Origin of the sequence: Priestia iocasae (assembly GCF_016909075.1) — a bacterium.
Taxonomy (GTDB): domain Bacteria; phylum Bacillota; class Bacilli; order Bacillales; family Bacillaceae_H; genus Priestia; species Priestia iocasae.
The window spans coordinates 1-14,971 of the sequence record NZ_JAFBFC010000001.1; the positions used below are offsets into that span (position 1 = coordinate 1).

At 36.0% G+C, this 14,971-nt stretch carries 14 protein-coding genes; 11 read left to right on the plus strand and 3 right to left on the minus strand.

Annotated features, from left to right (window positions below; translation table 11 throughout):
* From JOC83_RS00005 to murC, 4 genes are all read left to right on the plus strand, one after another.
* Positions 1-1,715: DNA translocase FtsK (locus JOC83_RS00005; protein ID WP_205182350.1), on the plus strand; the 1,715-nt coding region annotated here is incomplete at its 5' end.
* 444 nt (positions 1,716-2,159) lie between these two features.
* On the plus strand, positions 2,160-3,245 hold the full coding sequence (locus JOC83_RS00010; RefSeq protein ID WP_205182351.1) for a nicotinate phosphoribosyltransferase: 1,086 nt from the start codon (positions 2,160-2,162) through the stop codon (positions 3,243-3,245).
* Positions 3,246-3,312: 67 nt separating this feature from the next.
* A complete protein-coding gene (locus JOC83_RS00015; protein WP_205182352.1) occupies positions 3,313-3,999 on the plus strand; it encodes a nicotinate phosphoribosyltransferase in 687 nt (228 codons plus the stop codon).
* A gap of 169 nt (positions 4,000-4,168) precedes the next feature.
* Positions 4,169-5,464: a UDP-N-acetylmuramate--L-alanine ligase gene (gene murC / locus JOC83_RS00020; RefSeq protein ID WP_205182353.1), complete on the plus strand. Its 1,296-nt coding sequence runs from the start codon at positions 4,169-4,171 to the stop codon at positions 5,462-5,464.
* Positions 5,465-5,573: 109 nt separating this feature from the next.
* Here the strand turns inward: murC and JOC83_RS00025 are convergent, their stop codons facing one another.
* A complete protein-coding gene (locus JOC83_RS00025; RefSeq protein ID WP_205182354.1) occupies positions 5,574-6,689 on the minus strand; it encodes an aminopeptidase in 1,116 nt (371 codons plus the stop codon).
* 254 nt (positions 6,690-6,943) lie between these two features.
* On the opposite strand from JOC83_RS00025, the gene JOC83_RS00030 reads away from it, so the two are divergent.
* The 7 genes from JOC83_RS00030 to motS all read left to right on the plus strand — a co-directional run bounded on the left by JOC83_RS00030 (position 6,944) and on the right by motS (position 12,984).
* Positions 6,944-7,435 carry a DUF948 domain-containing protein gene (locus tag JOC83_RS00030; protein WP_205182356.1) on the plus strand — a complete coding sequence of 164 codons (492 nt, stop codon included), beginning with the start codon at positions 6,944-6,946 and terminating at the stop codon, positions 7,433-7,435.
* 25 nt (positions 7,436-7,460) lie between these two features.
* On the plus strand, positions 7,461-7,880 hold the full coding sequence (locus JOC83_RS00035) for a YtxH domain-containing protein (protein ID WP_205182358.1): 420 nt from the start codon (positions 7,461-7,463) through the stop codon (positions 7,878-7,880).
* A 144-nt stretch (positions 7,881-8,024) separates the two neighbouring features.
* Positions 8,025-8,348, plus strand: coding sequence for a bacillithiol system redox-active protein YtxJ (gene ytxJ / locus JOC83_RS00040; RefSeq protein ID WP_205182360.1), 324 nt, complete (start codon positions 8,025-8,027; stop codon positions 8,346-8,348).
* Between the two features lie 587 nt (positions 8,349-8,935).
* Entirely contained in the window at positions 8,936-10,012 is a 1,077-nt protein-coding gene (locus tag JOC83_RS00045; protein ID WP_205182368.1) for a bifunctional 3-deoxy-7-phosphoheptulonate synthase/chorismate mutase, read from the plus strand.
* Between the two features lie 297 nt (positions 10,013-10,309).
* Entirely contained in the window at positions 10,310-11,308 is a 999-nt protein-coding gene (gene ccpA / locus JOC83_RS00050; RefSeq protein ID WP_205182369.1) for a catabolite control protein A, read from the plus strand.
* Between the two features lie 55 nt (positions 11,309-11,363).
* Positions 11,364-12,179, plus strand: a complete 816-nt coding sequence (gene motP, locus JOC83_RS00055; protein WP_205182370.1) for a flagellar motor protein MotP — start codon at positions 11,364-11,366, stop codon at positions 12,177-12,179.
* Positions 12,172-12,984, plus strand: a complete 813-nt coding sequence (gene motS, locus JOC83_RS00060; RefSeq protein ID WP_205182371.1) for a flagellar motor protein MotS — start codon at positions 12,172-12,174, stop codon at positions 12,982-12,984. Before motP ends, motS begins: the two co-directional genes overlap by 8 nt.
* A gap of 132 nt (positions 12,985-13,116) precedes the next feature.
* Here motS and JOC83_RS00065 read toward each other — a convergent pair whose 3' ends face one another.
* Together JOC83_RS00065 and JOC83_RS00070 are read right to left on the minus strand one after the other, a co-directional pair.
* On the minus strand, positions 13,117-14,286 hold the full coding sequence (locus tag JOC83_RS00065; protein ID WP_205182372.1) for an acetoin utilization protein AcuC: 1,170 nt from the start codon (positions 14,284-14,286) through the stop codon (positions 13,117-13,119).
* Positions 14,283-14,927 (minus strand): acetoin utilization AcuB family protein, encoded by a 645-nt coding sequence (locus JOC83_RS00070; RefSeq protein ID WP_205182373.1) that lies wholly within the window; start codon positions 14,925-14,927, stop codon positions 14,283-14,285. Before JOC83_RS00070 ends, JOC83_RS00065 begins: the two co-directional genes overlap by 4 nt.
* Positions 14,928-14,971 lie beyond the last annotated feature (44 nt).

The following is a 14,971-nucleotide window of genomic DNA, read 5'->3' on the forward strand; positions in this document are numbered from 1 at the left end:
ATACAGAACCGGCTAGTTCTGTACAAGAGAGCGCACCAATTCAACAAGTGGAAGAAGTAAAAGAAGAAAAAATTTACAATGAAAAAGAATCAGCACCTGCTTTACTTTTTGAGAACGCGTCTAGTGTTGATGTAGAACAGCAAGAAGAAAAGCAAGAAGAAAAACAGGAAGAACGATCAAATCCATCAAGGCGTTATGTACCTTACAATGTCATGATGTTAAAGAAGGATCGTCGAAAAATGGAACAGAAGCAAATCGAAAAAAAACCGGAATTAACGCAACCTCAACAAGGAAATTATAGATTTCCTTCCATGAACTTGCTTAATATCCCACCAGCTAAAATGGAAGATGACAATCAGTGGTTAGAGGATCAGCGAGAGTTGCTTGACATAACATTAAAAAACTTTAACGTACGTGCGAAAGTAGTGAATGTGACACAAGGGCCTACTGTAACAAGGTTTGAAGTGCAGCCCGAGCCAGGTGTGAAAGTTAATAAAATTACAAACTTAACAGATGATATTAAGTTAAGTTTAGCGGCGCGTGATATTAGGATTGAAGCGCCGATTCCTGGGAAAAATACAATCGGAATTGAAGTCCCTAATCGCCATAGCAAGCCTGTTTTATTGAGAGAGATTTTAAGAAGTCCAGCTTTTAATCAAAGTCAGTCCCCATTAACTGTTGCATTAGGGTTAGATATTTCGGGTGATCCAGTTGTAACAGATTTAAATAAAATGCCACATGGGCTAATTGCAGGGGCAACAGGATCTGGAAAAAGTGTATGTATTAATACAGTTATTGTGAGCTTGTTGTACAAAGCAGCTCCTCATGAAGTAAAGCTAATGCTCATCGATCCAAAGATGGTGGAATTAGCTCCTTATAATGGTATTCCTCACTTAGTCAGTCCTGTTATTACCGATGCAAAAGCGGCTACAGCTGCTTTAAAGTGGGCAGTTGAAGAGATGGAACGTCGTTATGAACTGTTTGCTCACACAGGTGTACGTGATATTACAAAATACAATGAGCGTGTTCGTGCTCATAATGAAAAAAGTGGGGAGCTTCCTTACCTCGTTATTATTATTGATGAGTTAGCTGACTTAATGATGGTTTCACCAGGGGAAGTAGAAGAAGCGATTTGTCGCATTGCGCAAAAAGCACGTGCATGTGGTATTCATCTATTGCTGGCTACGCAACGCCCATCAGTGGATGTAATCACAGGTTTAATTAAAGCGAATGTTCCAACACGAGTTGCATTTTCAGTCTCTTCACAAGTAGATTCTCGTACGATTATTGATACGGGTGGAGCTGAAAAACTACTAGGTAGGGGAGACATGCTACTTTTAGAAAATGGATCTTCTAAAACCGTTCGTGTTCAAGGGAACTTTGTTTCAGATGAAGAAATCGACAATGTAGTGGCTCACGTGAAATCACAGCAAAAACCTACCTACTTGTTTAGCCAAGAGGAATTACTGACAAAAAATCAAACATCGCTTTCTCAAGAAGAGGATGAGCTTTTTTATGAAGCATGTGAATATGTGTTAGAGCAAGGTGGAGCATCTACTTCAAGTTTGCAACGTCGCTTTCGCATTGGATATAACCGTGCAGCACGACTTATTGACATGATGGAAGAACAAGGCATTATTTCTGAAGCAAGAGGAAGTAAACCAAGAGATGTATTAATTACAGAGGGCGACTTACAAGAGATTCATAGTTCATGAATCTTATAAGAATAATAAAAGAATGGGTTAATCTATTAAGGTGAATGAAGACCACAATAGATTAACCTCTTTTATTGTGATATCAATTAACTTCATCATGATGGTACATCATTTTCATAAAAAGAGATCCGTTCATAAATCGTTACCTAGGCCTCTTAACATCTCTCAAAGGTTAGGGGGTATGACATAAAAGCTCTTTTATCATGTTAAATTTTCTAAACCAATTTATATAATAAGCTTCAAGATTGCTGCCTTTTTTAAAAGGTTTGTCATTATGTTTAAAATGATTTACTATATGTAAAGATAAGTAAAAGTTCATTCATATAGATTGTATAATTGTTTCGCACTTATTAGCTAAAGCATGATCATTGGTTTTAGCTTATTATTGTTATGGGGATATGTCAGGTATTAAGAATGGATTTATAAATAAAGGGAGTTTAGGGAATGAAGGAAATAGAGTTAAAACTACAAGGTAAGATTAAACGTCTGACAAATCGAACGTTTAAATTTGATGACCGTGTAAAAGAAGGTTGGTTTTCAGCTGTTTATTTTCTTAAAACAAAAGAAATTGTCAAAGAGTTTAAGACTGATAATATTGTAACAATGCAATTTTTTCAAAAAGACCATGCTGTTTTATGTGGGACAGATGAAGTTATTGCATTAATTAAAGCCTATGCCGATAAGCCGGAAGACTTAGAAATTTATTCGTTAAAAGATGGAGATAAAATTAAACCATTTGAGACCGTTTTAACCATCACTGGACCTTATCAAAACTTCGGGTTTTTAGAAGGTGTAATTGATGGAATTTTAGCGCGTCGTACATCTGTTGCGACAAATGTGTATAACGTCGTAAAGGCGGCTGGAAAAAAGCCTGTTATCTTTATGGGAGATCGAGATGATCACTTCACACAGCAATCGGGAGATGGATATGCAGCCTACATGGGGGGCTCTACTGCTCAAGCTACTCATGCGATGAATGAATGGTGGGGCAAGCAAGGTATGGGTACAATGCCTCATGCACTTATTCAGCTATTTAATGGCGATATTGTAGAGGCGACAAAAGCTTATCATGCTAAGTTTCCAAATGATGAACTAATTGTTCTTGTTGACTACAACAACGATGTGATTACAGATGCATTGAAAGTAGCAAGAGAATTTGGTGACAAGCTAAAAGCAGTTCGTGTAGACACATCGCGGACAATGATTGATCAACATTTTGTTAGACATCCAGAAGTGTTAGGAACGTTCGACCCTCGAGGGGTGAATGCAGAACTAATTTTTGCACTGAGAGAAGCATTGGATCAAGAAGGATTCAATCATGTCAAGATTGTCGTAAGTGGTGGGTTTACAGAAGAACGGATTTCTAAGTTTGAAGAAAGACATGTACCAGTTGATATGTATGGAGTTGGCAGTAGCTTACTAAAAATTCATATTGGCTTTACCGGAGATAATGTCTTATTAAATGGTAACCATGTTGCAAAAGCAGGAAGACGTTATCGACCAAACCCTCGTTTAGAAAAAGTGGAGTGACTCAAACACAGATAGGCTCTTTCTCTCGTGCATATTTAAAAAGATACTGGTCAATAGGTGATCGAGGATGAAAGATGAAAGAAAGATTGTACACTTTTCAAGCATTCGTGAGCAAAAACAAGCACAAGCAGACGACGGTATTATCCATTTTTACAGCCAAGTTTTGTCTTTTGTGAAAAGATATGCAAACATTCGAGAAAAAGTAAGAGCAAGTTATTTATTTCGTGAAAAAGTTGGATTTCCTCATAATCAAACACTTACAAGCGAATTAGAAGAGACTTTTTACGATTGGTTTGCTTTTGATTACGTGACGATACAAGGTAAAACAATGTTGCATGTTTTTTTAGATGAAAACAAGCATGAGAAACAAGAGCCCTTTTTTATTCAATTAGCGCTATTTTTGACGAGTGTGTGGGAGCCTGTTTATGTGTCAAAAGTACCTGATTCATTTTTCGTAAAAGGATATAATCCATTGACAAATGAGCCCACAATCATCAAAGATGTAAGAGGGAGATTTACAGAAGTTAAGCAAGGTAAGATACTATGGGTTCGAAAAATAAAATCGATTGGATATGATGTGTTAGTTAGCTCTCGTCTATTATATGTAGACAATACAACATGTGTAATAACCGAGTTACATCATCGGTTTATGTGTACGCAATTACAAATGGAAAAGCCATCGTGGCGCACATTTTTTAAAATGTATGCAATAGAGTATGTAGTAAATGGAGATACTAAAAGAGAAGATGATTGAAATTGGACATATTTACATGTATATGAATCCATGGTGTCATCAGAGTATCAATGCTATAATAAACAATCGTTATTGACGCGTATACATTATTTACATATGTTGATAAGAGCAATTCTAAATAACCGTCATATACTGTCTTACAGATAGACGAATGTTGGAGGTTCTTTATATGACAGTTTACCATTTTGTTGGAATTAAAGGTGCAGGAATGAGTGCATTAGCACAAATTTTACACGATATGAACTTTCAGGTTCAAGGATCAGATATCGAAAAAGAAATCTTTACACAAAAAGCACTAGAACAAAGAGGCATTAGCGTTTTACCATTTGATAAAGACAATATTAAGACAGGCATGACTTTGATTGCAGGAAATGCGTTCCCTGATACACATGAAGAGATTGTAGCGGCAAATGAATTAGGTGTTGAGGTTATTCGTTATCATCGCTTTTTAGGCGACTTTATGAAACGTTATACAAGTGTAGCGGTAACAGGAGCTCATGGAAAAACATCAACAACAGGTTTACTCGCACATGTGATGCAAGGTGGCCAGCCTACTTCTTATCTTATTGGAGATGGTACAGGTAGAGGCGTAGACAATGGAACGTATTTTGCATTTGAAGCATGTGAGTACCGTCGCCATTTCTTGTCCTATACTCCTGACTATGCAATTATGACAAACATTGATTTTGATCATCCAGATTACTTTACAAGCGTTGAAGATGTGTTTAGTGCATTTCAAGAGATGGCACTTCAAGTGAAAAAAGGTATCATTGCTTGTGGAGACGATGAACATTTACAGAAAATCCAAGCAAAAGTACCTGTTTTATACTATGGACTTGGAGCAGAGAACGATTTTCAAGCTCGAAACATTGTAAAAAGTACAACGGGTACAGCCTTTGATGTATTTGTGAGAAACACATTTTTTGCATCATTTGAGATACCAGGTTACGGAGATCATAATATTTTAAATGCATTAGCAGTAATTGCAATTTGTCATTATGAAGAAATTGACGTTGAAGTGATTCAAGCACAATTACAAACATACAAAGGTGTAAAGCGTCGCTTTAGTGAAAAGACAGTTGGAACACAAGTACTAATCGATGATTATGCTCATCATCCAACTGAAATTACGGCAACCATTTCTGCAACTCGTCAAAAGTATCCAGAGCGTGAAATAGTAGCGGTCTTTCAACCACATACATTTACACGAACACAGACGTTTTTAGAGAACTTTGCAGAAAGCTTACAAAAAGCTGATAAAGTTTATTTATGTAATATCTTTGGTTCAGCTCGTGAGCATCAAGGTAAATTAACAATTGAAGATTTACGCGAAAAGATTAGTGGTGCCGAGCTAATTGGCGAGCAAAACGTTGAAATTCTGAAAGAACATGAGGATGCTGTGCTTGTGTTTATGGGTGCAGGAGATATCCAAAAGTTTGAAGAGTTATATCAAAACACAATTTAAATAAAAGCTTTGTCAAAAGGAGCAAAAAGTGCACCAGTTGGCAAAGCTTACAATAATCCCTTTCACGTTTAACTTCATTTATACAATGGAGTTAAACGTGGGGGATTTTTTATTTTAAATTCTCAGGATTAAGAGGTTCTAATTCTGAAATGACGAATCGTCCATCTTTACGAATTAATACGTCATCAAAGTAAATTTCTCCTCCTCCATATTCAGGACGTTGAATCATTACCATATCCCAATGGATATTTGATTTATTTCCGTTGTTCGTGTCTTCATAGCATTCACCAGGAGTAAAGTGGAAGCTACCATCAATTTTCTCATCAAACAGAATATCTTGCATTGGATGTTGAATATAAGGATTTACCCCAATTGCAAACTCACCAATGTATCTAGCTCCCTCGTCTGTATCAAAGATTTTATTAATGCGATCTGTGTCATTAGCCGTTGCTTCTACGATTTTACCATCTTTAAATGTTAGTTTTACATTTTCGAAGGTGAAACCATGATAAGGTGAAGGAGTATTATAAGTAATGGTCCCGTTTACAGATTCACGGACAGGAGCTGTATAGACTTCGCCGTCTGGAATGTTCATTTCTCCTGCACATTTGACAGACGGAATATCCTTGATTGAGAAAGTAAGATCTGTTCCTTCTCCTGTAATGCGAACTCGATCTGTTTTATTCATTAAAGCAACAAGGCCATCCATTGCTTTTGACATTTTGCTATAATCTAAGTTACAAACGTCAAAGTAGAAATCCTCAAAGGCTTCTGTGCTCATTTTTGCCAGTTGAGCCATTGAAGCATTTGGATAACGTAACACAACCCATTTTGTTTTTGGAACACGAATGTCTCTATGTACTTTTTTCCCAACTGTGTTCCCATAGAGTGCCATTTTATCGCTTGGTACATCTGATTGTTCAAAAATGTTTTCACCAGATCGAAGTCCTATGTAAGCATCCATGTTGCTCATAACGTTTGCTTCAAATTCAGCAATCATATTAAATTGCTCCTCTTGAGCACCGTTTAAAAGAGAACGGTCTACTGCATGATCTTTTAAAAGAACAAATGGATAGCCTCCAGCTTCATAAGCTTCGTTCACTAAAGCAGTTACAAGCTCACGTTGAAGACCAAAATTTTCAATTAATACTTTTTCACCTTTTTGAAGACGAATGGAGTAATTAATTAGATTTTTTGCTAATTTTTGAATTCTAGGGTCTTTCATTTTGTATGCCTCCTAATGTATCATCAATACTGTAGATTATTATATATGACTTTTAGTAAAAAACATAATATTTCAACATTTAAAGGAATTACGTTATACTTTAACGAAAACAAGGTAATACATGTAATACATTCAATGTTTACATAGTCTATAAAATCGAGCCTCTAATCATATACGGCTAACGATGTTTGATTTTTGTTAACAACGGGTATCGTTTTGTAACAACAAGACTAATTGGAGGTGTCATCAACCTGATGATCATTATTTTATATCTAAGTGCAGCAGTAGCTGCGATTGCATTTCTCTATCTCGTTATTTCTATTTCAAAAACATTAAAGTCTGTTCAGCAAACATTAGACTCAGTGGGGGGTACACTTACTGGGCTTGAGAAACAAATGACTGGCATTACAACCGAAACAACTGCATTATTACATAAAACAAATCTTCTAGCAGAAGACATTCAACGGAAATCAGAGTCCTTAAATGTGGTTGTGGACTCAGTTAAAGATGTCGGGGATTCTATTCATGATTTGAATAAATCCATTAAAAATGTTTCTAACAGTGTTACGCAAAAAGTAGAAGCAAACAAAGAAAGCGTTGCGCAAGTAATACAGTGGAGTAACGTTGCTTTGGACATTTGGGGTCGCATTAAAGCAAAAAAGCAGCAAAATGAAGGGACAGACGAGCAAGTTGAGCTTAGAGAACCTGTAGAATCACAAATGAAACGATCGAGGTCGTACTCTTAATTTATTTTGATGAGGAGGAGTTTTCATGGGTAAAGAAAAAGAAGGTTTAAGTAGCAAGGATTTTTTACTCGGATCAATCCTAGGTGGAGTGGTAGGAGCAGCAACTGCTTTGTTACTTGCACCGAAAGCAGGTAAAGAGTTACGTTCAGACTTAAATGAACAAGCAACGTTTGTAAGGTTAAAAACTGAGCAAATTGCTAATACAGCCAAAGACAAAACTACCGACTTATCTCAAGCATTCTCAGAGCAATCTGCTCAAGTTGTAAATAAAATTAAGTCTATTGGTAAAAAAGAAGCAGAACAAGAAGAACTACCACAGCCAAGCTTAGATATATTAGAGGACGAAGTAGAAAGTCAGCATATTGAACAACAAGGCGATGTGCAAAAGAAGTTGCAAGAAACACAGCAAGCATTGCAAGAATTTGAAGAGAATGTAACAAAATAAGACAGGTGGCTCACTAAAAGTTTGTTCTTTCCTTCCTTTTCTGTAGAAAAGTGAAGAGGTGTAAACGTTAAGAGTGAGCCTTTTTATTTATCATGTTATAGTGATAGACAGTAAACAAAAGCTGTTTGAAAGGAAGAGAATAGTATGAAGAAAATTTCAACTAGAGAAGAATTTAATCAAGTTATAAAAGATAACGAAACATTTTTATTCTTAAAACATAGTATAACGTGCCCAATTAGCAGCGCGGCATATGAGGAGTTTAAAAGCTATGTAGAGGAAAATCAACACATTCCTTCTTACTACTTGCATGTTCAAGAAGCAAGACCACTTTCAAATGATATAGCAGAAGAATACAATATAAAGCATGAGTCACCACAGGTGTTTCTGTTTAACCAAGGAAACGTAAAGTGGCATGAATCACATTGGCGCATTACTAAAAGTGAATTAGCTAATCAATTAAATAAATAAGCGATGTATCATAACGGACTTTGCCCTTCTTGTTTGCATAGAACTTGAAGGGCAAAGTCTTCTTTATTTCCTTTATGTTCTTCATTACTCGCTCTCAAAAAAGAGTTTAATCTCAAGGGTGGCATACTCATGAATCAATGGAGGAAGGGAGAGAGCAGTGATAACGTGTGTTCTTTTAAATTGTTGAAATGTTTTTACAAAAGTGCTATCCTATCTTTGCAAGCTGTTCATTGAAAGAACAGGCTAGAAGCTTCTAGAAGAAGTTTTTCACTTTTAACGTTAGTTCAGTAGTGGATAGCTTATATCGTGAAGTTAGTCGAGATTAGTTGAGTAGAGAGAAGAGTTGCTTAGATGAGCTGAGTCGCATTTTTTATATAGATATTTTTACCTCTTCTCCTCTTGTAAAAGGGGGCCTCAAGATGTTTATCTTTTGTTATCCACTTCTTTGTTAAACATATCAAGATCTATTCACTTATCAAACACATTTCAATTTAGTGAGATCATTCATAAATGCATATAAGCTAATATAATGAGAGTTAAATGTAAAAAATGTTTTTAATAAGTAATTATGGAGAGGAATGGATGATATGTCGAATCCAAAGTTAACAGAATTACGTACTCAAATTGATGAGTTGAATTTACAGATTCTAAACCTTATTAATAAGCGGGGGCAGCTTGTGCAAGAAGTTGGTAAGCTAAAAGAAGTGCAGGGAACGAACCGCTTTGATCCAGTACGTGAGCGTGCTATGCTTGATTTAATTCAAGAGAACAACAATGGACCGTTTGAAACATCTACGTTGCAACATATTTTTAAAGAGATTTTTAAAGCAAACCTTGAATTACAGCATGATGATCACCGCAAAGCATTGCTTGTTTCTAGAAAGAAAAAAGCTGAAAATACAATTGTAGATATAAAAGGTGAAAAAATTGGCAATGGAAGTCAGCACTTCATTATTGGTCCTTGTTCAGTAGAAAGCTACGAACAAGTAGCTGAAGTAGCAGCAGCGGCTAAAAAACAAGGAGTAAAGCTGTTGCGTGGTGGTGCGTATAAACCAAGAACATCTCCATATGATTTCCAAGGGCTAGGATTAGAAGGGTTGAAAATTTTAAAGAAAGTAGCAGACCAATATGATATGGCTGTTATTAGTGAAATTGTAAACCCAGCAGATATTGAAACAGCTCTAGATTATATTGATGTTATCCAAATTGGTGCGCGTAACATGCAGAACTTTGAATTATTAAAAGCAGCAGGCTCCGTAAACAAGCCAGTACTATTAAAACGAGGATTAGCCGCAACCATTGATGAATTTATCAATGCTGCTGAATATATTATCTCAAGAGGAAATGACCAAATTATTTTATGTGAACGTGGTATTCGTACGTATGAGCGTGCTACGCGTAATACGCTTGATATTTCAGCCGTTCCAATTTTAAAGAAAGAAACACATTTGCCTGTGTTTGTAGATGTTACTCATTCAACAGGTCGTCGTGATTTGTTACTGCCAACGGCGAAGGCAGCCTTAGCAATTGGAGCTGATGGTGTAATGGCTGAAGTACATCCTGATCCAGCCGTAGCATTATCAGATTCAGCGCAACAAATGAATATTCCGCAATTTGATGAGTTTATTTCACAACTAAAACCATTATGTAATTTAAATACGTAATGTAATAAACATGTTTGGTAAATAAAAAGCAAATAAATTGGTAGATGAGGCTTCTTTATGTAATTGAGTTTTTGGACTTTATTACGCAAAGGAGTCTCTCTTTCATTAAGAAATATGTAAAGGTTACAATATTATGAATGATGTACGAAAACAACGTAAATACATTGCGGTCATGTACAGAGTATCGTATATTAATTAAAGACATTCGATGAAAATGTTTTATGTATATACATAATTACAAATTTTTAAATAAGGGTAGACTAAAACAAAAGGTTTTAAAATAAGGAGTGTTTTTTTGTGAATGTAACAATATATGATGTAGCAAGAGAAGCGAGTGTATCAATGGCAACTGTTTCACGTGTTGTCAATGGTAACCCAAATGTAAAGCCATCTACACGAAAGAAAGTACTAGAAACAATTGAACGTTTAGGATATCGTCCAAATGCTGTAGCGAGAGGCTTGGCTAGTAAGAAAACAACAACAGTAGGCGTTATTATCCCAGATATTTCAAATATCTTTTATGCAGAACTTGCGCGTGGTATTGAAGATATTGCAACGATGTACAAGTATAATATCATTTTAAGTAACTCGGACCAAAATCAAGATAAAGAATTGCATTTGTTAAATACAATGTTAGGTAAACAAGTGGACGGAATTATTTTTATGAGTGGTAATGTAACAGAATCTCATGTAGAAGAATTGAAAAAATCACCTGTACCAATTGTCCTTGCTGCTTCAATTGAATCAACTAACCAAATTCCATCTGTCACAATTGATTATGAACAAGCTGCTTATGATGCTGTAAAAGCATTAATTGACAATGGACATGACAAAATTGCATTTGTATCAGGTACATTAGAAGAGCCGATTAATAAAGAAAAGAAAGTAAAAGGCTATGAGCGTGCATTAAAAGAGAGCGGTTTATCTCTTCGCGAAGAATATATTGTCGAAGGAGATTATACGTACGATTCTGGAATTGAAGCAATTGAAAAATTACTTGAAGAAACAGAAAAGCCAACAGCTATCTTTGTTGGAACAGATGAAATGGCATTAGGTGTTATTCATGGTGCACAGGACCGTGGATTAAATGTTCCAAATGACATCGAGGTAGTTGGATTTGATAATACACGATTATCTACAATGGTACGTCCACAGCTAACAACAGTGGTACAGCCAATGTATGATATCGGAGCGGTAGCGATGCGTTTACTTACAAAATATATGAATAAAGAAACAGTGGATAGCAATATTGTACAACTTCCACATCGAATTGAGTATAGACAATCAACAAAATAAAAAACTTGTCGATATAAAAAGGGAAGGAAGTTTTTAGTCGACAGGGAGAGAAATTATGAAAAAGTTTGATGTGCTTACACCGATTGGATTAATTATCGGTATGGTAATGGTTATCTTTGGTATTGTCTCAAGTGGTGGTCTAGCAGGTTTTATGGCTTTTGTTAGTATATCGTCTCTTTTAATTGTAATAGGTGGAGTTTTGGGAGCTTTATTTATTAGCTTTCCTATGTCTGATTTAAAGAGTGTCTTCAAAGTAGGTAGACAAGCATTTCATACAGATGAACAAGATTTAAAAGGACTGATAGAAACTTTCGTGTCATTAGCTGAAAAAGCTCGCCGTGAAGGGTTACTGGCATTAGAAGCAGAAATGGAAGCAATTGAAGATCCTTTTATTAAAAAAGGTGTTCTATTAGCAATTGATGGCGTTGAGCCTGAAGTTATTAATGATATTATGACAGCTGAAATTATTGCAATGGAAGATCGCCATGCAAAAGGGCGCAATATCTTTGAAAAAGCAGCGGAATTTGCTCCTGCATGGGGAATGATTGGAACATTAATTGGCTTAGTATTGATGCTGAAAAATTTAAATGATCCTTCAACATTAGGCCCTAACATGGCAATTGCGTTGTTAACAACGTTATATGGATCGTTAATGGCAAACTTATTTTTTCAACCAACTGCAGCTAAGCTAGCAATAAAATCAGAAAAAGAAGTGTTTTTAAAACAAATTGTCATTGAAGGCGTTATTGGTGTTCAAGGTGGTCAGAATCCTAAGATTTTAGAAGAAAAACTTAGTGCTTTTCTTCCAATTAATGAGCGTATAGCAGAAAAGGTAGTCGAAGAAGAAGAAGAGGGTGTGCTCAATGCATAGAAGAAAAAAGCGCCCTCTTTCTTCTGATCAAAAATGGCTCGTCACATTTTCAGATTTAGTAACCTTAATTCTTGTGTTTTTTATTTTACTATTTTCAATGTCACAAATTGATAATGTGAAATTTAGAGCATTAGCTCAGTCACTGCAGAATCGTGAAATTTTTGAATACAATCAATCTGTCATTCCTTTTGAGTATATGGAGTCTTCTACTGTAAAAAATGTCGGTGAAAATCAAAATAAATCGTCAGAGCTTCAAGATGAACAAAAGTTTTCGCCAAGTACCGAATTAACACCTAAAGAGAATAATGTAATAGCTAGTACTCAAGGAGAATCTGATTCATTAGATCAAATATTAGTCGAAGTCAGACAATACTTAGATGAAGCAGACTTAACAGATGTGATTGTTGCCAATCGAGATGACCGTGGAGTAGTACTCGTTCTACAAGAGCAGGTACTATTCGATACAGGTGAGGCCATCCTTCTTCCACAAGCATACCCCTTTCTTAGTAAAATTGGAAACCTCCTTTCAGGTATTCCTAATTACGTAAAGATAGAGGGTCATACAGATAATCGTCCAATTACGACTTATCGTTATCCATCAAATTGGGAACTATCAACAGCAAGAGCTAGTAGTGTCATTCGTTATTTTACTTCTGAGCATAATGTTGATCCTAGGCGTTTTATTGCAGTGGGTTATGGGGACACACGTCCAATTGTTTCAAACACAAATCCGAACAATTTGCAAAAAAATCGTCGTGTTGAAATTGTAATTTCAGATCCAGCAAGTAAGGAAGTTATTGATTAAAAAACGTCTAACAATTTAAAAGCCTTATTTGATAGACAAAACAAAGTACCCTGCCTTAAATCCGTTAAAAGGAATGGATTTCGGGCAGGGTATTTTTTATAGCGGTTCTATCAATGCTAGTTTGCCATCAAATCAAGCTTTCTTTAAGTGTTGACGAATGGGAAAAAGTGCTTTGTTAAGTGTTTGGGTATTCTTCTCCGTAATTTCAGCCTTTCGAGGAATAGGCTCATATAGGCCATCGTGATCATCCCACTCTTTGCAAATTGGTAAAGGGGCAATTTTGGACCACGTATCAATCCAGGAATGAGGCAGAGGTCCTTTTATATCTTGTTGCCCAATCATTTCAAGCCAAATAAATGACCATGCTCTTGGAACAACACGCCAAATATCATATCCACCTCCACCAACTGCAATCCATCGACCGTTGCAATATTGATGAGCTATTTCATGGGCTAATTTAGGAATCTCACGGTACATACGTGTTGTCCCACAAAGGTGTGTGAGAGGATCATAGTAATGAGAATCTGCACCGTTTTGCGTTAAAATAACGTCGGGTTTAAAGAAAGCTGCTACCTCTTTTAAAGATGTTTTGTAGGCTTCAAGCCATGAGTCATCCTCTGTATAGGCATCAACAGGAACATTAAAAGAATATCCATATCCTTCACTATGTCCTCGTTCGTTAATATTACCCGTTCCAGGAAACAGGTATCTTCCTGTTTCATGAATAGAAAGTGTGCAAACATTTGGATCATCATAAAATGTCCATTGTACACCATCTCCATGATGTGCATCTGTATCCACATAAAGCACTTTTGCTCCATATTTTTGTTGTATATACTTAATGGCAACAGAACTGTCGTTGTAAATGCAAAAACCCGATGCTTTGCCTCTAAATCCATGGTGCAATCCTCCACCTAAACTTAGTGCATGATTAGCTTTACCAGTCATAACATGGTCCACGGCAGTTAAGGTCCCACCAACTAAGTAGGAACTTGCTTCATGCATATTTGGAAAGATAGGTGTATCTTCTGTCCCTAATCCATAGTCGGATGCTTTTTCAGCAGGAAGCTTTCCTTCACTTGCTAATTTTACAGCTTGAACATAATTAGAATCATGTACTAATTCTAGCTCTGAATCTGTTGCTAATCGTGGTGGAACAATGTCTTCTGGACGTAATGCACCTAGACTAGTCAATAGGTCATATGTTAATTTTACTCGTAATTGATTAAAGGGGTGATTGTTACTGAATTTATAGTTTAAAAATTCCTTTGAATAGACAAATACACAATCTTTTTTGGTCATAAAGAGATACCTGGTAAATTAGGCCACAGGACATCATAGCCTTCCTGTTTTAGTTCAGTAATAATCACCGTAGGATTTAATGTTTGAATTCGAAAAACGATAACCTTATAACGATCATCCTTATCAGGGTAGACGAGTACACTTAAAATGTTAATCTTATGTTTTCTAAACATAGACGTTACTTCACTTAGAACACCAGCTTTATTTTCTACTTTTACTTCAATTTGAGAGCCAGGCTGATGAGCACCGGTTAATTGAATGAGTGTATGTAAAAGATCTCGCTCTGTTATGATACCAACTAACTTATTATTCTTTGTAATAGGAAGACAACCAATTTGATACTCATAAAATACCGATGCTACTTCTTCTACAAAATCAAGTGGATGAGCGGTAATAACAGATGTTTTCATAATAGATTGAATAGGTTGCTGTAAGTCCTCTAAATGAGTATTGCGATGAAAAATAGACGGACTTGCATCTCGTACATCACGATCCGATATAATTCCTGCTAATTCGTTATGATCATTCACAATAGGGATATGTCTAATTTTATGTTCTTCCAGTAGTTTAATTGCTTCTTCGATGGTATTAGTAGGCCTTAATGTAATCACATCTTGAATCATCATCTCTTCAACAATCATATGAAAACGACTCCTTATTCATTTATATCAAGTATGCTTGAGAC